The organism is Kosmotoga sp. DU53 (assembly GCF_001639905.1).
GTDB classification, from domain to species: Bacteria; Thermotogota; Thermotogae; order Petrotogales; family Kosmotogaceae; genus Kosmotoga; species Kosmotoga olearia.
The window spans coordinates 1-22,488 of sequence record NZ_JGCK01000012.1; the positions used below are offsets into that span (position 1 = coordinate 1).

A 22,488-nucleotide genomic window follows, 5' to 3' on the forward strand; every position below is an offset into this window, starting at 1 on the left:
GGAATAAGAATGAACAAATGGAGAAGCTCTCGATCGCGATTGGTCAGTAGACTACTGCCTAACAAATATTTTCAGAAGATAGGGCTGTATGATATGAAGCTTTCACATGCACCACTGTCGGAGAATCCGATACTCAATCCATGAGCCGTGTACGTTGGCCCGTACGCACGGTTCTGTGAGAGGACGGGCGGATTCCCCCCCTCCTACTCGATAACCACTCCGTGGTTGTTCCGAACCGCAAGCGGTTGAAAAAAGCAGTCATTCTGGAAATGTTTTATCCAGAATCTTAACCACCACTGTCATTCTGGAGATGTTCAATCCAGAATCTTGGTTTTTTTAAGAACGAGATCCTGAATCAAGTTCAGGATGACGGGTTGGGGGCAGGATGACGTGTTAGGGGTGTTCATGTTGGATGGTAATGTAGTGGCAGAACATGTTCTGCCCATTTTGAAGATGTTTGTAATATTAATAAAGGGCACAGCATGCTGTGCCCTATTTTCAAAGACTGTCATTCTGGAGATGTCTTATCCAGAATCTTGTTTTCAGACGAGATCCTGAATCAAGTTCAGGATGACAGGTGGGAGTGTTCGGGTTTTAATGTATCTCGATTTTCACGTACAATCTACAACCCAGAACCGACAACGGCTTTTATCGCCGCGCAGCGGCTTTCTCGGACTCTCGTTTTTTGCTGCTCTTCTAAAAATAAAACAGGGTAAGCATTAAGCTTCCCCCGTTTTTATTTTTTGCTATTTCTTATCTTTTCTTGACCCCTCTTTTTTTATCGATCTCCTGCGGTACGCCGAAAGCTTTTGAGAGCTATCACGCATGAAACGGGCAAGTTTTCTCTCGAAATCCTGACTTGTAGCCTGTTCCTCCCCCTGATTTCCTCCGGCGTCTTTGATGGACAATTCCCATTTTCCGTCCTTAGTTGTACCAAGAACCTTCGCTGTGATCTCCTGTCCAACTTTCAGGTAATCATCGATATTCTTTACATAACCCTTCGAAACCTTGGAAATGTGAATGAATCCTTCTTCTCCGCCTTCAAGAGTAACAAAAGCTCCGTACTTCCTAACTGCGGTAACTTTGCCCTGAACAATGTTACCAACTTTCACACTCACACTCTAAACCTCCAGTAATGTTTATGATTTAGTAATGACGACATGCTGGGCTTTACAGCTCAGTAATTGTCGCCGTACTTGTTTCTGAATTTCTGTACTCTTCCTTCAGTATCGACGATCAACGACCCAGTATCGCCTTTGTAGAATGGGTGGCAATTGGAGCAAAGATCGATCTTAATATCCTCTTTCATCGTCCAGAACTTGTGCTCCGCCCCGCATGTACACTTTACGGTGATCAGCTTTAGCTCGGGATGGATGCCTTTTTTCATCAGGACTTCACCTCTTCAATAGTTTAATTTTACAGGCTTCATTATATCATATGTTTTAGAAGCTGTCAAAAAGGAGACAGTCTCTAACAAATTTTTGTGCGCCCGGAGATAATTATGAAGGATATCGAGAGAGTTTTTGAATCTGTAAAGGGAAAAATTTATGAAGAAGGTTTTACAACTTTTTATTATGAGAGGAAAGAATGGGTCGAAAGGCTCGCGCTACTTTTGAGACGTAACTCTGAAAGTGGCCTGCGACTTTTAAAGAGAGAACTGGATAATTCCAGTCCCCTGCTCAGTTTCTCTGATGAGAATCTGTCTTTTATAATCGATATCCTCAAAGATTCCGAAAGAGATGTTAAAGAACGGATAGTGCTGGCTTCGGATCTGAGCGGTGATACCGTTGGTAATACGGCTCATTTGCTTTATCTGATATATCCAAAGCATTACCCGCCTGTTCCTAAGGCCATCGGAAATGAGATGGTAACTGTGGAAGAGTATTATAGCTGGAAGAAAAGAGCAGAGAAGTTTCTGGGTAACATCGTAGATAATTACATCATGCTCGAAAGTGCCTTTCTTTTTAAACCATCGCCAAAAATTAGCGAAGGAATTGAAGAATTTTTCAAGGGACTTTCGTTCATCAATGTAAAAGGAATCAAGAAAGCCCGGGAAGAATACAAGAAATTAAAAGGGAAACAAAAAGAAAGAGTTGTCCGGTTCTTAAATGATTCTTATGTGAAGAAGGTAGTTACAAGTAAAAGGGTTTCTCCTGTTGTTATAGATGGAAGTAATATTGTTTTTTCGCAACAGCCTTTTCCAGACATCGCGAGGCTCGACAAACTTTTTAATTTCATGGGAAGGGCAAAAGAAGCGCTCTTTCCATACCGGATAGTGTTTGATGCAAATATACGCTATATAATAAGAGGTTACCAGCAAAGCCAGTTAGAGAAGTGGCTGGTTTTACCGAATGTAGAACTTTATTCACCTGCTGATGATAGAATTATCATGCTTGCTAGAAGCCTGAAAGCAAAAGTGATAAGCTATGATAGATTTCTTGAACATAATACTTCTGGAATCAAAATTCTAAGACCGGAGGATCTGTTGTGAATATGAAAGTATCAGATTTTGATTACGAACTCCCAAAAGAGTTGATAGCTCAAGAACCTGTCCAACCTAGAGACCATAGTCGTTTGATGGTGATTAGAAGAGATAGAGAGAATTTTGAGCACACACATTTTTACCGGATAATCGATTATCTTGAGCCCGGCGATTTGCTGGTTATGAATGACAGTAAGGTTATCCCCGCACGGCTGTTGGGGAAAAAATCCACCGGGGCAAAGGTGGAGATCGTTCTGATCGAAAAAGTAGGTTCTAAACAATGGAAGGCAATCGTCAGGCCTGGAAGCAAGATAAAACGCGGTAATGTGCTCCTTTTTGAAGATTTACAGTGTGAGGTTGTAGAACATTGCGATGATTCAACAAGAATCCTTGAATTCACCGGCAGCAATCCATGGGAAAAGATAAGGCGTATCGGCAAATTGCCTATACCACCTTACATTTCTAAATACCCTGATGATCCTAATCTCTATCAAACGGTATATGCAAAAAAAGACGGTTCCGTTGCAGCTCCAACAGCGGGATTGCACTTCACAGATTCTTTGCTCAAAAAACTCAAAGAAAAAGGAATCAAAATGGCTTTCGTGACACTACATGTTGGTCTTGGAACCTTCCGCCCGGTTAAGGTCGAAAATGTCGAAGATCACGTTATGCACTCGGAATTTTACACACTTCCCGAAGAAACGGTTGAGTTAATTAAGGAAACTAAAAGAAATGGGAACCGCGTCATTGCTGTTGGAACCACGGTGGTCAGAACTCTGGAAGCCGTTGCACAAAAACACAACGGAAAACTCGTCGCGGAATCAGGGAGAACGGATATATTCATCTATCCACCTTACGAGTTTAAGGTCATCGATGGCCTTATAACAAATTTTCACCTTCCAAAGTCCACGCTTTTAATGCTCGTGGCAGCTTTTGCTGGACACAAAAAAATACTAAAAGCCTATAATGAAGCTATAAAGCTTCGTTATCGCTTTTTCTCATTCGGCGACGCTTGCTTCATTTACTGAGTTTTTTGATTCAAGCCACGGTTCAAAGAAATGTTTCCACAGTTGTTTGAGAAGTATGGCTACCGGTGCAGCAAGGAATGCACCCAATATTCCCAGCAATTGTCCCATGAACAGGACAAGGAGGATAACCATTACGGGGTTAACTCTATTGTAATCACCCATGAGTTTCAAGAATATGATGAAAGCTGCTGAATGGATCGCTATAAGAGCAATCACAAGGATTATCAATCCTGAAAGACTTGGTTGGGCTGCTATCAGGAGAATGATGGGAACTATTTCAAATATAACACCAACAACGGGAACAAGATTGGTAATCGCAGCCCAAAATCCAATCAAAAGGCTATAACCAAGCCCGAGAAACTTTATCAGGAGTCCAACGGTTATACCAACTATAAGAGCTATAAACAGTATGGAAAGTATGTAGCGTTCCATGTTTCCATGAAGTTCCCTTAAAAAGTTTGCCGCAATTCTTCTATACTGCCGTGGATAGAGTTTTGGAGCAAGCCTTTTGAAAAAGGCAAAGTAAAAACTCGTGTATATCGAACCGATTACCACAAAAAACACTATCGTAAAGGTTTCAGAAGCGATGTTGGGGATTTTTTCTAGCATTGAATTCGTATAATCCCTCAGCTTCACTTTGAGTTCTAAAAGAAAAGTCCTGGTGGTCAAAAGAATAGATGCCTTCGTTTCTCTTTTTACGTTGAACCAATCAAGCAATTCGTTTGTATAAGCAAGCCAATTGCCATCATAACTCTCGAAGTTGCTTGCCAGATTGGTTGCAAAGTCCCTGGTAAATCGCTGGAAATACTTTTCCTCTTCTTTGCTCAATCCTATTGGTTTATAAGTTTCGAGTATTTCTTCAACACGTCTTTTTATTCCATCTCGTAGATTCGGTTCTTCCATTATAACGATGTAGGCCCTTTCCAGATCCGGAAAATTAACCGTATAACGTTGTAGCTCGCTGCGTTCTTTTTCGGTCATGTAATAAGCTTTCAGTGAATTCACATCGCTTGCTCCGGGAGAATAAATTTTGACACGGAATAAGCCCGGTGGAAAAACAGAAACAAGTTCTTTTTCTATAAATTCCCTGATTTTTTCCGGTTCCCCTTCAGGAAGCGGAATCATAAGTAAGTAACGAGTATTTATTTCTTCATCTACTATCTGTTTTATCTCCGATATGAATTCTGAAAATGTTTTGTCCGGATTGAATTCATAAGAGTATTTGTTTATTATTTTGAGCAAGGCATTTCGGCTCTGAATCGTAAAAGGAACGTATATGTTGCTGTCTCGAAGATTACCTTGTTGTGATATTTCTTCTGACAAGCGTGCTGCTATATCATGTGCTATGGCAACTGCAACTGTCTCTGGAGAAATGCATTCTTTTATTTTATTTTCAAGTTTTGTTCTGAATATCCTTTCGTCTGATGATACAAGCGCTCCGTAGATTTCCACTTTCTTTATATCTGGTGATGTAGGGACTTCTTCAAAATACTCTTTCAGTTTTTCTGTCGCACTTCTGAGCTGCAATTCAAGGTAATTTGGATTTCTCCTTACCGAAGAAGCCGCTAAAAGGTAATCCTCTATCTCCTTGATCATTTGCTCTTTGCTTGCACCCATCCTGTCGAGAATGATTCTATATTGCGATTCGATAACTCTGTCTCGGTTTCCCACTTCCAGCACCCACAAGGTGGTGCCGACATATCCAGTGGATATTGTTTTATCATCGGAAGGGAAGAAATCAAGAACGAGGTTGTAAAAATTTGGGACCTGTTTCAAGACAAGTGGAACAATAAAGAACATTATCATAATTATCGTTAAAAAGACACTCAGCAATCCGATGATAAGAGCTAACGCTCTTTTGATTTTGAGCTTTGTTGTTGCAAACTTTGCCCAGGTAACTACTATAAACACAATAACCAGACTTGCAAGAACCACAATAGCTGTGGTCGGTGAGAGTAAGAAAATCATGAACGCGATGAAGAGATACAAAAATGTCAAGTAACGCCACAAACAATCTACCTTTGTTGGAACGCTTCATACGCGAGCATTCTCCTTTCAACTATGCTGAAAATATTCAGCAATTTTCGTTAGATCATTGGTCAACCCCATTACTACCATTAATTTAATTCGAGCTTTTTGAGAGGAAAGGCCCGGTGCAAAAATAACGCCTAAATCCTGTAAACTCCGTCCGCCACCTTTGTATCCATAAATGCCGAGAACCCTTCCTTTGAAGCATCGTGATGTTATCACAACGGGAAAACTAAGATCTTTTATCAGTACTTTTAAAGCATCTTCAGCCTTTGGCGGGACGTTTCCGCGCCCAAAGGCTTCTATCACGAGACCTTTGTAACCAAGTTCTGGTAATTTTTCTATTATTCTTCCGTTATCACCTACAAAGGTTTTTATCAGAGCTACATTTTCTTCTATGAATCTAACTCTGTAGTTTTCTCTATAATATAATCTTCTAAAGTATACCACCTTGTCTTCATCAACTATTCCGAGAGGTCCATATCCAGGGGAATCAAAGGTAGCCACGTTACTGGTATAGGTTTTTGTAACTTCCTTTGCAGCATGAATCTCGTCGTTCAAACAAACCAATGTCCCCAATCCTCTTGAAGCCGGGGACAAAGCTACCTTCACAGAAGATACAACGTTCCTTGGACCATCGGTACCTAGCTCGTTGATGTTTCGCATGGCTGCCGTGCAAACAACCGGCTTATCGGATTGAACGGTCAGATCCAAAAAATAAGCGGTTTCTTCAAGAGTATCCGTTCCATGGGTTATCACCACTCCATCAATATTTTCATCTTTTAGAATATCGTTTACAAGCCTCGATAAATTCCACAACATCGAAGGGGTCATATAAGGGCTGGGGACATTACTGAAATCGTAATGTCGAATCTTTGCAATTGCAGATAATCCGTCAACTTCTGCCACATGAACATTCATTCCACTTGCGGGAACGGAAGCCCCTGTTGATGGATCCCTTACCATTGCGATGGTACCTCCGGTTGTAATTATCGCGATTTCAGGCAATCCGTCTTACCTCCTATCTGAAGCCTTAATTTTTTAAGATTGTTTACGGTTTCCTGCTCAAGCAAATTCACGAGTTCTTCCCAATTTTTGAAGGGTCTGTTCAATACCAACATTGTTGCTCTGTTTTTCCCGATGCCCGGCAAAAAAGTAAGTTCTCTCAAGCTCAGAGTGTTTAAATCAGCATTTACTGGTATTGCCGTTATAGAACGTATCCCATGTCCGATAACAACCATATCGGTTGGGCTCTCGAACTTTACCGGGCTTCCCACAAGAATTGGGTAGGTTCCGAGAGGTCTTCCAAAGGTTATATCTCCCTGAGTGTACTCCGGAATTACCTTTCTCAGTATCGCACCCACCGGAAATACCTTTTTAAGCATGGGAGTATCGAATTCCTTCCGTATCGTTTCTTTGTGTTTTATAAATGCTTTCTTAGAGAATTTAGGAAGAACCTGGTGCGATAATGGCGTCCCTTCAAATATCATAACCTGACGAATGTTGAGCCGTCTGATGAGCCAATCATTATCATATATCTTTTTCAGGTATGCTCTGTCTATCTTAAAGGTCTCTTTTGAATGACCCGGCAATCCATACAGGAGGTTTATCCCTGGAAGGAGCTTTGGAACACCATCAACTCTGAAAGCTCCTATTTCATTTACGATTTCAATTGCCTTCAAAATATCCTCAGCGGAACCACCAAGATTGTTCAACCTTCTAACGGTTTCATCGAAACTCTCAACACCAAAAGAGATTATATCTCCCGGTGTATCGTATCGGGCAATGGTTTCAAGGATTTTTCTTGATTCTTCGGGGTATTGGGCTATAAAAATCGGATTCCCGTTGTCTATGTGTAAAACTTCCGGCTTGAGAATCTCCGTAGCTAATCTGAACAAGTTTTCCGCTGCTTCAGGATCCGGCTTCCCCACATCTCTATTGTAACCATAAGCCACAACATTTGCACTACGTCCAAACCTCAAAGCTTTAACTCCCACATCTTTTAATGCTCTCAATTCTCTTTCTATGCCTCTCAAATCACGGCTTTCAAACTTCCCGTAAAGCAGTGATTCTGTACAAAAAGAGCAGTAACCGTCAGAACGTTCGCACCCGGACGAAATATCGAATTCGATCATGACATTTGGATAACGCGGGTGCTGCGGTACAATCCTCGCACCAATGGGATATAGCTCGTTCAATATCTCGTATCTTGAACCCTTCAATTCCAATCCCAAAAAATCTGCAAGTTGAAGTTCATGGGAAAGCAGCGCATCCACTTCGCTGAGCTCTACGTTCATAGCCTTTGTTCCGCCTTTCAGACTGTATCCAAGTGCTATTGGTCCACAAATAATCTTCTGTGGTTCTTTGTTTCCGGAAAGAAGCTTTTTAATATCATTAAGGGTTACTGGATTGCCCCCAACATATCGACCGGGAGTGGTTATCCCGCCGTGCACAACGAGAATCTGGTGGCCGCGAAAAGCTTCCCAGAGTTCTTTTTTCCTGACATCGTCTATTGTATGGTATTCCACTTCGTATCCAGCCCGAAACAGAATCCCCGCCAGTAACCTGATCTTCGGAGAAATATAAGGCGAAACACCAAAAGCGGCGGGTTCATCTATATAACCATCGACAAGCACAGCCTTCATGAAGTTTTCATCCTCCATTCTCGGGATTTTTCATACATCTCCTCATTAAGAGTGTATAATATATTGAAGAAATTTGGACCAAATAGATTTGGGAGGTAATATCTTTGCCGTTCGAAAGAAAATGTTCATTTTGTGGAAGACCTGCTTCTCAGGTAAAAAAGTTAATATCCGGAGCAGAAGGTTACATCTGTGACGAGTGTGTTGAACTATTCCACGATATTCTAAAAGAAGATACAAAGGTGAGGCGGGAACCCGGGAAAAAGCTGCCGAAACCTGCCGAAATAAAGGCAATACTGGATCAGTACGTTATCGGTCAGGAAAAGGCAAAGAAAACAATCTCTGTCGCTGTTTATAACCACTACAAACGTGTTTTCATTGGAAGCGATGACATCGAAGTGGAAAAGTCCAACATTATGTTAATCGGTCCCACAGGCTCCGGAAAAACGCTGATTGCCCGAACTCTGGCAAAGATTCTCGATGTCCCTTTTGCCATAGCTGACGCTACACCGTTGACTGAAGCCGGTTATGTTGGCGAAGATGTGGAGAATGTTATCCTGAGGCTTTTACAAGCTGCAAATTTTGATGTAGAACGCGCGCAATACGGAATCATATATATTGACGAGATAGATAAAATAACGCGCAAAACCTCCAATCCGTCCATAACCAGAGACGTTTCCGGCGAGGGCGTCCAACAGGCACTTTTGAAGATAGTGGAGGGTACAATTGCAAATGTTCCGCCTCAGGGAGGAAGAAAACATCCCTATCAGGAGTTCATAAAGATTGACACCACCAATATCCTTTTCATCGTTGGTGGAGCCTTTGACGGCCTGGATGAGATTATAAAAGAGAGGATCTTGACCTCTACCATGGGGTTCGGAGCAGAGGTCAAAGGAAAAGATTCCTATCGCCTTGGCGAAGTTCTTGCTCAGGTTGGTCCGGATGACTTGATTCACTACGGTATGATTCCAGAGTTCGTCGGCAGATTCCCCGTGGTCGCCACACTGGATGACTTGAGTGTAGAAGATTTGAAAAGAATAATGCTGGAACCAAAGAATGCCGTCATAAAACAGTACCAGAAACTCCTGGAGATCGAAGGTATAACACTTCAATTTACCGAAGACGCATTGACTGCTATCGCCAAAGAAGCCTTGAAGCGGGGTACCGGCGCGAGGGCAATAAAGAGCGTTATAGAATCTGTTATGCTCGATATTATGTTTGAAGCTCCAAGTATGGAGAATGTTGAAAAGATTATCATGACCAAAGATGTTATAGAGGGACGCGCAAAACCTGAAATAATAACGAGGGAATCAGCCTGATGAGAGTACTGGCAATAGAAAGTTCCTGCGATGAAACAGCCGTTGCTATAGTTGAAGACGGCAAGCTCCTATCCAGTGTTCTTTCTTCACAGGTAAATATTCACCGCAAATATGGCGGTGTAGTTCCCGAAATAGCAGCAAGAAAACACCTTGAAAATATTCTGTTCCTTCTGGATGAAGCCCTGGATAGAGCAAGCTTAAAGATCGACGATATCGATATATTCGCGGCTACTCAGGGACCGGGATTGGTGGGTTCACTTCTTGTAGGTTTATCGCTGGCTAAGGGGCTTTCCATCTCGCTCAACAAACCATTCGTTGAAGTCAACCATCTCATCGGGCATATTTATGCCAATTTTTTGAGTTTTCCAGATCTAGAATATCCTTTTCTGGTTTTGCTCGTTTCCGGCGGACACACAGAAATTCTACTTGCCGAGGACTGGAATAATTTTAAGCGTATAGGAAAAACACGTGATGATGCGGCCGGTGAGGCTTTTGACAAGGTTGCCCGACTCCTTGGATTGGGTTATCCAGGAGGGCCAGAGGTCGAACAAGCTGCCAGAAACGGAAATCCAATTTATCGTTTTCCCCGTGCTCTCAACGAGAAGGGAAATTTTGATTTCAGCTTCAGCGGGTTGAAAACTTCTGTCCTTTACTTTCTAAAGAACAATCCTGAGGCTCGAATCGAGGATGTAGCTGCCGCTTTTCAGGAAGCGGTGATTGATTCTTTGCTTACCAAAACCTTTGCTGCGGCTAAAACATATGGCATTAACAAAATTGTTTTTGCCGGTGGCGTAGCTGCTAACACCAGATTAAGAGAGCGTGCGAATGGGATTGCAAAAGAGAAAGATATAAATATTTACTTTCCACCAATAGAATTTTGCACCGACAACGCCGCGATGATAGCTATGGCAGCTTACGAAAAAGCAAAAAGGGGGATTTTCTCCCCCATAGATACCAATGCTATACCTTATCTCTCAATCGTTAGTCTTTGAAGTGTTGTTAGTGGTTTCTTTGGAACTGCTGGAATCATTCGATGTTTTTTTTGAGTCTGTGGAGTAGAAGCCGCTTCCTTTGAACACAACACCAATGTTACCTATCATCTTCTTGAGTTCTCCGCCACAGGTTTCGCAGGTTTCTAAGGGATCGTCGTTTATCTTCTGAAAGACTTCTACTACATTTCCACAACTTTCACAACGATATTTGTATATTGGCATGACGATTCCTCCTTTCCTCACTTTTCTGCATATACTGGAACAACACAGATGAACTCAAGTATATCTTCTGTTTCATTTTTGAACTGATGCTCAACGTTTTTTGGAACATAAACATACGAACCTGCGGAAACCTTTATTTCACCTTCAGGAGTTACAACTGTGGCTTCCCCTTTAACAATGAAAACCTCGTGTTCCCAATCGTGGGAATGCCTGGGGCTGTAACCACCAGGTTTTACTGTGAAAAGCCTCATTACAAAATTAGGAGCATTGTGTTTTTCGCCAATCAATATGCGCTTCTCTACCCCTCTTACAGTATCGCTATCAAAAACCTGAGCTTCCAGGTCATGAGCTTTTCCTGTTACTATACGCTCTGACATTTTTGAACCTCCCGGTTTTTTTCCTGGCACCGTTTCTACCGTTGCCGTTACCAGAATATTCCACAACTACTCGTCTGTAAGGTTCAAGCCCTATAGAATAGCTTCTCACTCCGTCATATTGGGAAACTATTTCATGGACTATCCTTCTTTCAAAAGCAAACATAGGCTCAAGAATCACCTTACCCTTTTGCTTTTTTACCTTTCTCACTATTTTGTGAGCCATATTAACTACAAGTTCACTGCGTTCCCTCTTATAATTACCGACATCCACACTAACGTTGACCTTTATATCGGATAGCCTGTTGGCATAGATGTTCAGGATGTGTTGCAATGCACTCACCGTTTTTCCGTGCCTGCCAATCAATCTTGAGATGTTGTCGCCCTCAATAATAACCTTGAAGGTTTTCCCGTTGAAAGTAACGTCGAAAAAGATGTCCTCTCCAAAATGGTGTAGTATTCCTTTCAAGTATTCCGATAGTTTTCTCTCAAAATATTTAGGAAGAAGTTTGGCTTCGATTTTGGTTGCTTTACCTCCAAAAATTCCAAGAAATCCCTTAGACCCTTTTTCAATAACCTTTACCTCTATTTCGTCTTCGTAGGCATCGAGCTTAATCTGAGCGAGTCTTACTGCTTCATCCACTGATGGAGCACTTACTACGACGGTTTTCATTTAAATGTACACCTCCCAGAACTTTAACATAACGTTATTTCACGGGTTTTGGTGGCAATCCCAGAACTTCCCTGACTGTTAGTTTTTTGATGCCAAATTTGCGGTAGACGTAAATAGTAATGAGCATCTGTATGACAGTATTTGTGGTGTAGTAAAGGAATAAACCCGATGGGAAACTGTAAAAAAGGAACGGAAACATTACATTAAAAATCATGCCCTGTCTGGCTGCCCGTGGATCCTGGCTTGTAAATAGCGACATGTAAAATCCCGCAAGGATTGTGATGATTATAAATGGCAGGTTTATAACGAATCCGCCGGTTGAAAGATCGCTCCAGATCAGGAACTTCGGCGAATAAGCAAACATCTCGCCGAAGTAACGGATAACAGCGTACAATACAAAAAACACCGGTAGCTGTATCAAAAGAGTGAGACAACCGGTTGCAGGATTTATGTTCTTTTCCCGGTAAAGCTTTGTAAGAGCCTGTTGCTGCTTTTGAGGATCCTTGTACTTCTTTTTGATTTTTTCTATTTCAGGTTGTACCGCACGCATCTGTATCATTGATTTCGTCTGGAGATGATAAAGGGGATAGAGGACCAGCCTTACAACGATGGTGAACAGGATGATAGCCCAACCAAAGCTCTTCGTCAGCTTATAGAGCCAGTAAAGAAATGCGACAAGCCCGTGGAATATATAGCTTGTAAAACCGATGGCACCGAATTCCTCGAGGTCCTTTTTTATTTCTTCGTATATCTCCGGAAACGCTTCGGAGATATGTATGAGTTTGACAGGCCCGGCAAAGGCAGAGATAGTAGCTCTTCCGGAGTTGGGATAAAAACGTTTTACGTCAAAACGTCCTTCTTCAGAATAACTAATGCACACCGTTTTCTGTTTATCAGGTTTTGCATATGTAATGAAGAAGTTCGGATGGACTTTCTGATTTATCTCCGATATATAAGGAACACTTACAGCGGTAATCTCCTCTGAAAAAGATAGAATAATATCAAAATCGTAGTAAGGGTCATTTTTTACGACAAAGGTTTTTGTTCCACTATCATAGAAAAAGTAGACAAGAATATTTCCATTTTCATCCTCTTCGTATGAGAATGAAATTGGAATGAGTTCGCCGTTGGAACCGTACACATTGTAACCATCAGGATCTTCAGGATAATAAGTATAAATATCTACAACCTTTCTATCCACGTTAATACGAATATCGTCAAGAACCCCCAACCTGGTATTTAGAACAATTGTAAAAGTCTTGGAAGATATCGTGAGAGTGTCTGTCCCCTCTTTTGTGGTCATTTCAGAACCAAGGAGAACAGAAGCAAACAAAACAACCAAGATAAAGAACAAAGCAGTAATTTTTCTCATTTCGTGTTCCTCCTTAGCAGTTTGAATTCTTCTGGAACTGGATCATATCCACCTTTGTTGAAGGGGTTGCATCTTAAAATACGCCAGGTTCCCAGCAAAAGTCCTTTAAATACACCGAACCTCTGAACAGCTTCAAAAGTGTAAGCAGAGCAGGTAGGTGTAAACCTACACGTAGGAGGCTTGGATGGAGAAATGTATTTCCTATAAAAGTTAATTAACGTCAGAACTATTTTTTTCATTTTTTTCCTGCTCTGCAATCCCGCTCAATAATCCAAGTAAATGATCAGATAAAATATGGTAATCAGCTTTACCACTCTTAAACGAGTCAGAAAGTTCCTTTCTTGCAATGACGAGTATATCATAACCTGGCAGGAAAGCACTTTTGTTCTTTCTGAAAATCTCTTTTACAATCCTTCTGAGTCGGTTCCTGTCGTGTGCTTTTCCGAATTTCTTTTTTACAGATACACCAATACGAGAAAAAGGCAGACCATTTCTGACATAGAGAACAACGAAGAAATTATCCTGAACAACATTTCCCTGTTTGAACACTCTATCAAAGTCTGCCTTCTTTCTCAATCTCTCATTTCGTGTTAATCTCTGGTCGATTTTTCTCACACCGCCAATCTTTTTCTTCCTTTTCTTCTGCGGTTTGCAATAATCCTTCTACCGGATTTCGTTCTCATCCTAACGAGAAATCCGTGGGTTCTCTTTCTCTTAACCCTCGAAGGCTGGTATGTCCTCTTCATAGCTCAACCTCCTTTTAATGTATCCTTGAAGATTATACGGAGCATCTGAAAAACTGTCAAGGATGGAAAGATTAAGATTAATGTTATTATTACCCACCGAAGGGTCATATGCAAATAGTATAATGTTGTTGAAACCAAGAGATGGAGGTTAGAAATGCTTTTTACTCTATCAGGAAAGAATTTTTTCACCTTCAAAGAATTTTACATGGAGTTTTCTGAAAAGCTGAACGTCATAACAGGAGAATCTGGTGCGGGAAAAACGCTTCTTCTGAAAGCCTTGAAAGCAGTAACCGGCTTTTCTCCACAACTCACCGAACGAAAGGAAGACAGCTATGTCGAAGCCATATTTCTCATGAACGAAGCCCTCCGCAAAAGGGCCGTGGAAATGGGAATCGAACCCTCTGACGAGATATTGATAAAGGTTAGTTTCGGGCCTCAAAGAACTATATACCGTCTGAACGGAAAAATCACGCCGCGCCAGGTCATTGCTGAGCTTCTTTCAGACCAGATTGAGATTCACTCTCAACACAGTAGTGTGAAACTTCTCGATAGCTCAAAACATCACCTGATTCTCGACAACATGATAAGGGATCGTTCCTTGCTAAAGGAATACGCAGAAAAATATAACGAGTTTGTAAAAGTCAAAAAAGAATTAGGCACCTTCGAAGTAGACCCTGGAAGCATAGCAAGAGAGAAGGATTTTCTGGAATTTCAGTTGAAAGAGATTGTGGATGCAAAGCTCCAACCCGGTGAGGACATTGAAATTGAACGGAAGTACAAAAAATACACCGACGCTCAGGAACTCAAGAAAACCTTTACCCTTCTAATGGAGACATTGAAAGATATGGACAATTCGGCTTATGCAATATTATCTAACATCCTGCACGACCTGGAAGCACTTGAAAAATATGGTTACAAAGATTTTTCCGAACATGCTCGCGTCGCCATTGAGGAGATCGATTATCTCTACGATATGCTGGTAGCTGAGCTTCCGAATTTTGAGTTCGATGATGAAGAATTCTCGCAAGTCGAGGCAAGATTTTCGTTGATACAGAATTTGAAGCGAAAGTACGGTCAAACCGTTGAAGAGATAATCGAAACAGGAGAAAAAATAGCAAACAGACTTAAAGAACTCACAAATCTAGAAGCTAAAAAAGAAAGGTTGGTGGAGAGGGAAAAGGAACTCTACCAGGAGCTTATCAGACTGGGAAAGGAGATAGATAAAGAACGTCTTGAGGTTGCCAGGATTATAAAGGAGAAGATACAGAAGCATCTTGATGATCTGAAAATGAAAGGGGCAATTGTTGATTTTCAATTCATACCAAACGAACACCCCACGAGCTCCGGCATTTCAAAGGTCTCTTTGCTGATCAGGACAAATCCCGGGGGAGGACTGTTAGAGATTTCGAAAGTAGCTTCCGGTGGTGAACTTTCCCGTATTCTGCTGGCTATAGAATCTGTTTTGAAGGATGAACTTACCTTAAGCACTGTTGTTTTTGATGAAATCGATACCGGTGTTGGACAGAGGCTTGGAAAGATTGTCGCTGAAAAAGTAAAGGAGATCTCGGATAGTGTCCAATCTATTGTGATAACGCATATCCCGCAGATCGCGGCTATTGCGGACAGACATTTTACTGTGAACAAAGAGATAATCGGGAATAATACGTATTCCTTTGTAAAAACTCTCAGCGACCAGGAAAGACAACTTGAACTGAAAGCTATGACTGGAATAATAGGGGAGGAAAGATTATATGAATAGGGATGAAGTTATAAGGAAGATTGTCGATGAAAAAGGAGAAGAAGCAATTCCTTTGCTTTTAGATCTGCTTGAAAAAGAGGACGACGAGGTAGCCAATATATGTCTTGATGCACTGTGCGATATGGGATCTTCCGGTATTGATGCACTTTTTAAGAAACTAAAAGAAATTGTCAGTGAAGGCAGGCAAAACGACATCACAGCCCTTTATATCGTTGACAGACTCAGTGATATTGGTGAAACACGGATAGTTCCACTGATATACTCCATGTTAAAACTCTATGACAGTGAAGAAGCACAGGTAATTTTATACGAGGCTCTGGCAAAACTGGGTGAAGGTGATAAAGTCGTTGATCTGTTGTCAATGCTCCTGAAGGAAGCTGTAAGCACTGATTTTCGTGACCAGATAATTATGGCGCTCAGCCATACTGGATCCATGAAGGCTCTAAAAGCTCTTGTTGAGCTTTACAATGATGATAAAATTGATAAGGCAACGAAAGCTTTTTTGCTCGAGGCGCTTCAGATGTTGCTTGTGAATCGGCCGGAATTCATAGAAGTAGTTAAGAATTTGAAGAGTGGGAAAGAAATCATCGACAAAATCTACTTCTGGGGCGAAAATTGTGAGTCTAAATAATAAGCTTTTCCGGAAATTGTACCTTTCAGGTTGCGAAATAAAGCTCGACGAATCTCTCGCAAACTATACCACAATAAGAATTGGTGGAAGAGTCGATGCGGTCGTTTTTCCGATGACCATTCAGGCTTTCTCGAAATGCCTGGAGGTTTTAAAAGCTCATTCGGTCCCTTTCAAAATCCTCGGCGGAGGGTCTAACGTTGTTCCTCCAAAAAGCTTCAATGGCATTGCCGTCCATACTCGATATTTAGCGAACGTTAGAATCTCTGGAAACAAGATAACAGCTGAATGTGGTGTGCCTCTTAGAAGGGTTCTGGATATAGCCGCTGAGGGGGGGCTCTCCGGCCTGGAGTTCGCTTCCGGAATACCAGGAACTCTTGGTGGTGCTCTTTACATGAACGCAGGCGCTTTCGGCGGAGAGATGTCTCAGGTCGTTGAGTCAGTGAGCGTTTTAGACGATAATTTGAAGCCAAAAAAACTATCCGTAGAGGAAATAGGTTATGGTTACAGACAGAGTTTGTTTAAAAAGAACGGTCTAACTATTCTCAGCGCGACTCTTTCATTACACGAAGGTAAGCCAGAAAAGATTCGTGAGAAGATGCAAGAGATATTATCGAAGAGACTGGAAAAACAACCGATACACCTTCCAAGTGCTGGTAGTGTGTTCTTGCGTCCCAAACCGGATTTTTATGTTGGCTCTACCATTGACAAACTCGGATTAAAAGGACTAAGAGTTGGTGGCGTTGAAGTGTCCAGGAAACATGCGGGATTTATTGTAAACGTAGGAGGAGGTACACAGAGAGATTTGGTAGAACTAATTGAAAAAATAAAAGCGCGGGTTTATGAAAAAACGGGAGTTATCCTACAAACCGAGATCGACATCTGGTAAAGGAAAGGAGTGATCCTATGACAGAAATAGGTGAATTACCTGAAAGAAGACCCTCTTTTAAGTTCATGAGTGGTTTTGTTATTGTGTTTGTAATAATCGCAATTGTCGTTGTTTATTTCCTGTCAGGTTTTTTCTTCGTTGGACCGGCAGAGGTTGGGTTAGTCAAACGATTCGGTGCCCACATAAAAACCGTTGGTCCTGGCTTACACTATCATCTCCCATACCCTATCGAAAGCGTTGTTAAGGTCAATGTTTCCGCACTCAGAAAACAGGAGATAGGATTCAGAACAGTTTCGCCAGGAAGATACACCTCAGTAAAGAATGAATCGTTGATGTTGACAGGCGATGGAAATATCGTCTCTGTGGAAGCAGTTGTTCAGTACTATGTGAAAGATCCTGAGCAGTTTGCTTTTAACCTGATTAATGACGAGCAGGTGGTCCGTTTCGTCTCTGAAGCCATCCTCAGGGAAGAGGTTGCCGCCGCGAGTATAGATGAAGTCCTCACATTCGAGAGGGATGTAATCGCAGCAAAAACGGCTGAGCGAGTCCAGGATGTTTTAGACCAGCTCAATGTTGGCATCGAGGTAAAGAACGTTTATCTCCAGGAGGTCAGTCCACCTGAACAGGTTGTTGCCGCATTCGACGACGTCAACAACGCGAAGCAAGATAAAGAAAAGCTGAGAAATGAAGCAGAAAGATACAAGAACGATTTAATTCCACGTGCTGAAGGTGAAGCCGTCCAGATAGTAAGAGAGGCGGAAGCCTATGCTGAAGAATTGATCCTCAAAGCAAAGGGTGAAGCAGAGAGATTCACAAAGGTTTTTGGAGAATACAAAAAGGCGCCGAAAATAACCCGTACAAGGCTTTATCTCGAAATGCTGAACAGAATCCTTAAAGATTCTGAAAAATTCGTTCTCCTTAGTAAAGATGGAGTATTGAAGTTCCTGGACCTCTCCAAAATGGAAGAAGGTGGTAGCCGATGAAAGCCATAATAACAATTGTGATTCTGGCGATTATTGCTCTGATACTTGTACCTGAATTCTTCTACATTGTAGATCAAACCAAACAGGCGGTCGTTCTCCGCTTTGGAGAGATAAAAGAGGTTAGTACCGAACCGGGGCTCCATACCAAACAACCCTTTGTTGACAAGGTTGTAAGATTCGATAAACGTTTACAGATATACGATGTTCCCGCAGAAAGAATTTTCACAAAGGATAAGAAAACGCTTCTGGTGGACACCATCGCTGTGTGGAAGATCGTTGATCCTGAAAAATTCGTGAAAACGATGAAATCGGTCGATCTTGCTCTGACAAGGATCGACGATGTTGTTTACTCCATCGTGAGAAACACCTTTGGAAAATTGCAGTTTGATGAAGTGATCTCCGGTCGCGGCGCGGTTCTCGAGAAAGTCACCCTGGCCGCTGCTGAAGAAATGAAGGACTACGGTATCCTCATTGTATCCGTCAGGGTTAAACGTGCTGTCCTTCCTGATGAAAATAAAAACGCTGTTTTCAACAGAATGAAATCTGAACGCTACCAGGAAGCCGCCCTGATCCGTGCTGAAGGTGAAAAGGAAGCCAATATGATTCGCGCCGAAGCTGATAAATTGAAGGTAATAGCCCTTGCAGAAGCACAGAAGAAAGCTGAAATAATAAAGGGAACCGCGGAAGCATCAGCTCTGAGAATCTATGCGGAAGCCTTTTCGGACGACCCGGAATTTTACGAGTTCTGGAAAAGGCTGGTTGTCTATGAAGAGACGCTGCCAGATTCAAAATTCATACTCAGCCCAGATATGAGCTTCATTGAAAAACTGATGAAAGGTGAATAGGATTGAGCTGTTATCTTTCACTAACTGGGACCGTCTCTTTTGAAGTGAATATAAAGCGTTCCGTTTTCATAGGTAACGCAGCACATTGTGAAACGGAGGAAGAAGCCAAAAGATTCATCAGAGACGTAGCTGCTAAGTACAGGGATGCTAGCCATAATTGCTGGGCTTACAAGGTAATTGGTAATGGCGTTGAAAAGTTCAATTTTTCCGATGCCGGCGAACCCCATGGGAGCGCCGGTCGGCCTATTTTTTCGGCCATTGAAGAGCTAAACATGACAAACGTGGCCATCGTTATTACAAGATACTTTGGCGGAACAAAGCTTGGTGTACGGGGGTTAATAGACGCCTATCGGTCAACCGCACGATCCACTCTGGAACAAGGGGAAAAAGGAAGATACTGTCCCGGAAAGGTATTTAGTGTCCAGGTTAATTACAGCATATGGAACATGTTCGTTGGAAAATTTGTTGAGGGAAAAGACTTCAATATTCAAGACATCGATTTCGGCGCTTCAGTAAAAGCCAAAATCTCCTGTAGAGTGGAAAACCTTGATGTTCTCATCTCCTTCTTCAAGGAAAGGCAAATAGAAGTAGAGATGAATGGTAACATCGTCTTTGTTGAAAAGGTGTAAAGGCTATCAGGGGGGATGGCGATGAAGATATTCATTTCGACAGATATGGAAGGCATTGCGGGGGTAGTCTCCTGGAACGAGATGAAGTCAAACAACAAAATATATACCACCATGCAGAACACGGAACTCAACTGGGTAATTGAACTCATCAAAGAATCAAAATTAAACGAACAGGTCGAAGAGATAGTGATTTGCGATTCCCATTCCAGGGGAGAAAATCTGCCCTTTGGTGGTATTTCTGACCACAGAGTTAGCTGGATCAGGGGTTACCCGAGACCTTTTTATATGATGCAAGGGCTTGATAACAGCTTCGACCTTGTTATGCTCCTCGGCTATCATGGCAAAGTAGGTTCGTTCCGGGCTGGTATGGATCACACCTATGCCGGATCCTGCATCTACAACATAAGACTGAACGGAAAAGAAGTTGGTGAAACAGAGATAAATGCTTATTACGCAGGAGTCTTCGGTGTACCGGTAGGACTGATTACAGGCGATGATGTTCTCGAAAAGCAGGTCAAAGAATTCTTTGGAAACGATTTTCCCTTTGTAAGAACGAAAGAAGGAATCGGAAGATTCTCCGCCAAAGTCTATCATCCAGTCAAGGTAAAAAAAGCATACGAAAAGGCTTTCGAAAAGTTATTGGAGCAGCTCGATAGCCTGGAAGTCAAGAAACTCAATGGTGAGATAACCCTCGAGGTTGATCTTGTTACAACTGTTGTCGCAGATGCGGTCGCAATTATACCGGGGTTAACCAGAACCTCTGGCAGAACAGTTAGATACACATCCACAGAATATCTAGAAATATTCAGGATGATACTGGCAATAGCAATGCTTGGTGGCCGATTTGCCAATTACGAATAAGTCTCTTGAAGATATGAAAGGAATCGAGGTTAATCAATCAACGAATCCCGTAGTATGCTTCAAAGATCTTTCTTGCTATCGCGGCGGCTGTTGTTGAACCATAGCCGCCGTTTTCGACAAACACCGTTACTATGATTTCTGGATCATCAACCGGAGAAAAGCCTGTAAACCAGGAATGCGGAACATTACCAGTATTTTCTGCCGTTCCGGTTTTTCCAGCAACATCGTAAGGAAACCCTTTGAAAGCATGGTAGGCCGTTCCTCTATCAGCAGGACCTGTTCCGGCACGTGATATGACATCTTTCATTCCAGCTATGATTGTCTCCCACGCATCTTCGGAAAGATGAAAGTCTTTTTCGTTCGTTGCACTCCTTCGATATATATATGGGACAACCTCACACCCTTTTGTAGCTATTATCGCCGTCATTCTTGTTACCTCAAGAGGTGTCATAAGCGCATACCCCTGACCGATGTAGGTTAGGATCGTATCACCGGGATACCACGGCTCACCGTAGGTTTTAAATTTCCATTCCCTTGATGGCATGAGTCCCTCTCTTTCCTCAAGATCTATACCTGTTTTGCCAAAAATGCCCGTCAGTTCAGCATAATGGGTTAGCGTGTCTATACCAAGTTTAAGCCCTAACTCATAAAAATACACGTTGCAGGAGACCGCAAGGGCTCTTCTCAAATCAACTTCTTTATGACCGTAAAGATACCAATCAGAAAACACAGCCAGGGTATGTCCCTCTGAATCTTTGTACTGAAAAATCCCCGAACAAAAGATGGTTGCGTCTGGCGAAACTTTTTCTGAAAGAGCCACCATAGAAATAAAAGGTTTTATGATTGAACCAGGCGGATACGGGGAAACAGCTCTGTTAAGCAGAGGGCCTTCAGGATCGTATTTGAGTCTTGTCCATTCCCTATCGGAAAGGCCTAACGAGAATTGTTCTGGAGAATACGAGGGATTGGAAGCCATTGCCAGAATCTGGCCGTCGGTTTTCATAACAATAACTGCGCCGGGACGGTTGTACGATTTCAGTAAAGAATAAGCGTAACTGCTGAGACTCGCATCTATGGTGAGAACGAGATCTTCCCCGGGAATTGGTTCTGTTTTTTCCAGTACAGAAACAACCTTTCCGTGGTTATCCACTTTCAAGAGCTTCAGGCCATTTTTCCCGGTTAACAGGTCGTTGTAAAATTTTTCAATCCCCCGAACCGGTTGTTCTTCAGATGTAATGTAGCCTACGACATGTGCTATTCCTGGATTTTCGCTATAACGCCGCACGAAGTGTTCTTCGACATCAATTTCGTCCGAATCTTCCAGAAGATGTATATAATCAGCCCTTAAATGAGCTTCTACCTCCCCAAAGGCCTCCAGTTTTCTGATGGTTGAAGTGGCATCATCAGCTCTATTGAGTGCCGTATAAAGAATGCTCCTGATTTTCTCAGAAAGGAAAGGCACCTTTTTCTTTAGAATATAAATCGGTTCATTCCATGCTAAAGGAATCCCGTTCCTGTCGAATATTCTTCCTCTTGGAGCTTCAATTGAAGAAACGCGTGTTATTATTTTTTCCACTTCTGCCTGGAATTTTTTGTGCTCCAGGATTTGAAACTGAAAAAGCCTGAATATAAAAAGTCCTGCCCCGAGGAGAAAGAAGAGAAATAGTAAATCAATTCTTTTCGAATTCAAGGATTTTCCTCCTCAAAATGAATAGAATCAGCAGCGGAGCTACAAAAATTCCAGGAAAGAAGGTATTGAATACCAATGTCGATAGCGACAGCAGAAATGTTGTTAAAATTGCTGAAAAAGGAGTTTTTAACTTCGTTTTGAACACAAGATACCCGAAAGATGTGATGATTCCTGCCAGAACGGCAAAACTCAGGCTGGAGTATGAAACGCTTATTAGCCAGATTATAAAAAGGCTCAAAACAAAGCTCAACCATCCGCCTCTTAAGGTTATAAATAACAAAACAATTGAAAGCGGGAACAGTGGAAAGAGATCTGCGTAACCCAGA

General features: G+C 42.0%; 25 protein-coding genes. 12 read left to right on the forward strand and 13 right to left on the reverse strand.

Features of this window, described 5'->3' with window-relative positions:
• Window positions 1–746: 746 nt before the first annotated feature.
• Together DU53_RS01080 and rpmE are read right to left on the reverse strand one after the other, a co-directional pair.
• Window positions 747–1,112 carry a S1 RNA-binding domain-containing protein gene (locus tag DU53_RS01080; RefSeq protein WP_063727090.1) on the reverse strand — a complete coding sequence of 122 codons (366 nt, stop codon included), beginning with the start codon at window positions 1,110–1,112 and terminating at the stop codon, window positions 747–749.
• Between the two features lie 65 nt (window positions 1,113–1,177).
• The gene (rpmE, locus tag DU53_RS01085) at window positions 1,178–1,387 is read right to left on the reverse strand and encodes a 50S ribosomal protein L31 (RefSeq protein ID WP_012744756.1); all 210 of its coding nucleotides are present in this window, start codon (window positions 1,385–1,387) and stop codon (window positions 1,178–1,180) included.
• Window positions 1,388–1,501: 114 nt separating this feature from the next.
• Between rpmE and DU53_RS01090 the strand changes: the two genes are divergently transcribed.
• Both DU53_RS01090 and queA read left to right on the forward strand, forming a co-directional pair.
• Window positions 1,502–2,491, forward strand: coding sequence for a hypothetical protein (locus tag DU53_RS01090; protein ID WP_012744757.1), 990 nt, complete (start codon window positions 1,502–1,504; stop codon window positions 2,489–2,491).
• Between the two features lie 2 nt (window positions 2,492–2,493).
• Window positions 2,494–3,510 (forward strand): tRNA preQ1(34) S-adenosylmethionine ribosyltransferase-isomerase QueA, encoded by a 1,017-nt coding sequence (gene queA / locus DU53_RS01095; RefSeq protein WP_063727092.1) that lies wholly within the window; start codon window positions 2,494–2,496, stop codon window positions 3,508–3,510.
• Here queA and DU53_RS01100 read toward each other — a convergent pair.
• Genes DU53_RS01100 through DU53_RS01110 form a run of 3 tightly spaced genes read right to left on the reverse strand, consistent with a single transcriptional unit; the run spans window position 3,481 to window position 8,183 of the window.
• Window positions 3,481–5,508, reverse strand: a complete 2,028-nt coding sequence (locus DU53_RS01100; protein ID WP_235599646.1) for an AI-2E family transporter — start codon at window positions 5,506–5,508, stop codon at window positions 3,481–3,483. The genes queA and DU53_RS01100 overlap by 30 nt on opposite strands.
• A 57-nt stretch (window positions 5,509–5,565) precedes the next feature.
• The gene (locus DU53_RS01105) at window positions 5,566–6,546 is read right to left on the reverse strand and encodes an asparaginase (protein WP_063727054.1); all 981 of its coding nucleotides are present in this window, start codon (window positions 6,544–6,546) and stop codon (window positions 5,566–5,568) included.
• A complete protein-coding gene (locus tag DU53_RS01110; RefSeq protein ID WP_063727055.1) occupies window positions 6,528–8,183 on the reverse strand; it encodes a radical SAM protein in 1,656 nt (551 codons plus the stop codon). Before DU53_RS01110 ends, DU53_RS01105 begins: the two co-directional genes overlap by 19 nt.
• A gap of 104 nt (window positions 8,184–8,287) precedes the next feature.
• Here DU53_RS01110 and clpX point away from each other — a divergent pair, with 104 nt between their 5' ends.
• Entirely contained in the window at window positions 8,288–9,499 is a 1,212-nt protein-coding gene (gene clpX, locus DU53_RS01115; protein ID WP_063727057.1) for an ATP-dependent Clp protease ATP-binding subunit ClpX, read from the forward strand.
• Complete coding sequence (gene tsaD, locus DU53_RS01120; protein ID WP_063727060.1) at window positions 9,499–10,491, forward strand: tRNA (adenosine(37)-N6)-threonylcarbamoyltransferase complex transferase subunit TsaD; 993 nt, start codon at window positions 9,499–9,501, stop codon at window positions 10,489–10,491. The genes clpX and tsaD overlap by 1 nt, the downstream gene beginning before the upstream one ends.
• On the opposite strand, the gene DU53_RS01125 is transcribed toward tsaD, so the two are convergent.
• From DU53_RS01125 to rpmH, 7 genes are read right to left on the reverse strand one after another with little or no spacing between them, the layout of a single operon-like run.
• Complete coding sequence (locus DU53_RS01125; RefSeq protein ID WP_012744764.1) at window positions 10,474–10,713, reverse strand: FmdB family zinc ribbon protein; 240 nt, start codon at window positions 10,711–10,713, stop codon at window positions 10,474–10,476. The genes tsaD and DU53_RS01125 overlap by 18 nt on opposite strands.
• 17 nt (window positions 10,714–10,730) lie before the next feature.
• The gene (locus DU53_RS01130) at window positions 10,731–11,090 is read right to left on the reverse strand and encodes a cupin domain-containing protein (RefSeq protein WP_012744765.1); all 360 of its coding nucleotides are present in this window, start codon (window positions 11,088–11,090) and stop codon (window positions 10,731–10,733) included.
• On the reverse strand, window positions 11,056–11,760 hold the full coding sequence (gene jag / locus DU53_RS01135) for an RNA-binding cell elongation regulator Jag/EloR (RefSeq protein WP_063727062.1): 705 nt from the start codon (window positions 11,758–11,760) through the stop codon (window positions 11,056–11,058). Before jag ends, DU53_RS01130 begins: the two co-directional genes overlap by 35 nt.
• A gap of 34 nt (window positions 11,761–11,794) precedes the next feature.
• On the reverse strand, window positions 11,795–13,132 hold the full coding sequence (gene yidC, locus DU53_RS01140) for a membrane protein insertase YidC (RefSeq protein WP_012744767.1): 1,338 nt from the start codon (window positions 13,130–13,132) through the stop codon (window positions 11,795–11,797).
• Window positions 13,129–13,371, reverse strand: a complete 243-nt coding sequence (gene yidD, locus DU53_RS01145; RefSeq protein WP_012744768.1) for a membrane protein insertion efficiency factor YidD — start codon at window positions 13,369–13,371, stop codon at window positions 13,129–13,131. The genes yidC and yidD overlap by 4 nt, the downstream gene beginning before the upstream one ends.
• Window positions 13,343–13,747 carry a ribonuclease P protein component gene (gene rnpA / locus DU53_RS01150; protein WP_012744769.1) on the reverse strand — a complete coding sequence of 135 codons (405 nt, stop codon included), beginning with the start codon at window positions 13,745–13,747 and terminating at the stop codon, window positions 13,343–13,345. Before rnpA ends, yidD begins: the two co-directional genes overlap by 29 nt.
• Window positions 13,744–13,878 carry a 50S ribosomal protein L34 gene (rpmH, locus tag DU53_RS01155; RefSeq protein ID WP_012744770.1) on the reverse strand — a complete coding sequence of 45 codons (135 nt, stop codon included), beginning with the start codon at window positions 13,876–13,878 and terminating at the stop codon, window positions 13,744–13,746. Before rpmH ends, rnpA begins: the two co-directional genes overlap by 4 nt.
• 154 nt (window positions 13,879–14,032) lie before the next feature.
• Between rpmH and DU53_RS01160 the strand changes: the two genes are divergently transcribed.
• From DU53_RS01160 to DU53_RS01190, 7 genes are read left to right on the forward strand one after another with little or no spacing between them, the layout of a single operon-like run.
• Complete coding sequence (locus tag DU53_RS01160; RefSeq protein WP_012744771.1) at window positions 14,033–15,637, forward strand: DNA repair protein RecN; 1,605 nt, start codon at window positions 14,033–14,035, stop codon at window positions 15,635–15,637.
• Window positions 15,630–16,268, forward strand: a complete 639-nt coding sequence (locus DU53_RS01165; RefSeq protein WP_012744772.1) for a HEAT repeat domain-containing protein — start codon at window positions 15,630–15,632, stop codon at window positions 16,266–16,268. The genes DU53_RS01160 and DU53_RS01165 overlap by 8 nt, the downstream gene beginning before the upstream one ends.
• Window positions 16,255–17,154, forward strand: a complete 900-nt coding sequence (murB, locus tag DU53_RS01170) for a UDP-N-acetylmuramate dehydrogenase (protein ID WP_012744773.1) — start codon at window positions 16,255–16,257, stop codon at window positions 17,152–17,154. Before DU53_RS01165 ends, murB begins: the two co-directional genes overlap by 14 nt.
• 17 nt (window positions 17,155–17,171) lie before the next feature.
• A complete protein-coding gene (gene hflK, locus DU53_RS01175) occupies window positions 17,172–18,137 on the forward strand; it encodes an FtsH protease activity modulator HflK (RefSeq protein ID WP_012744774.1) in 966 nt (321 codons plus the stop codon).
• Window positions 18,134–18,982: a protease modulator HflC gene (gene hflC, locus DU53_RS01180; RefSeq protein ID WP_012744775.1), complete on the forward strand. Its 849-nt coding sequence runs from the start codon at window positions 18,134–18,136 to the stop codon at window positions 18,980–18,982. The genes hflK and hflC overlap by 4 nt, the downstream gene beginning before the upstream one ends.
• Before the next feature lie 44 nt (window positions 18,983–19,026).
• Window positions 19,027–19,611, forward strand: coding sequence for a YigZ family protein (locus DU53_RS01185; RefSeq protein ID WP_235599647.1), 585 nt, complete (start codon window positions 19,027–19,029; stop codon window positions 19,609–19,611).
• 21 nt (window positions 19,612–19,632) lie between these two features.
• A complete protein-coding gene (locus tag DU53_RS01190; protein WP_012744777.1) occupies window positions 19,633–20,472 on the forward strand; it encodes a M55 family metallopeptidase in 840 nt (279 codons plus the stop codon).
• A 37-nt stretch (window positions 20,473–20,509) separates the two neighbouring features.
• Here the strand turns inward: DU53_RS01190 and DU53_RS01195 are convergent, their stop codons facing one another.
• Window positions 20,510–22,162 carry a penicillin-binding transpeptidase domain-containing protein gene (locus DU53_RS01195; protein WP_082853733.1) on the reverse strand — a complete coding sequence of 551 codons (1,653 nt, stop codon included), beginning with the start codon at window positions 22,160–22,162 and terminating at the stop codon, window positions 20,510–20,512.
• Between the two features lie 17 nt (window positions 22,163–22,179).
• Here DU53_RS01195 and DU53_RS12090 point away from each other — a divergent pair, with 17 nt between their 5' ends.
• A complete protein-coding gene (locus DU53_RS12090; RefSeq protein ID WP_153020788.1) occupies window positions 22,180–22,482 on the forward strand; it encodes a hypothetical protein in 303 nt (100 codons plus the stop codon).
• Window positions 22,483–22,488: the final 6 nt, after the last annotated feature.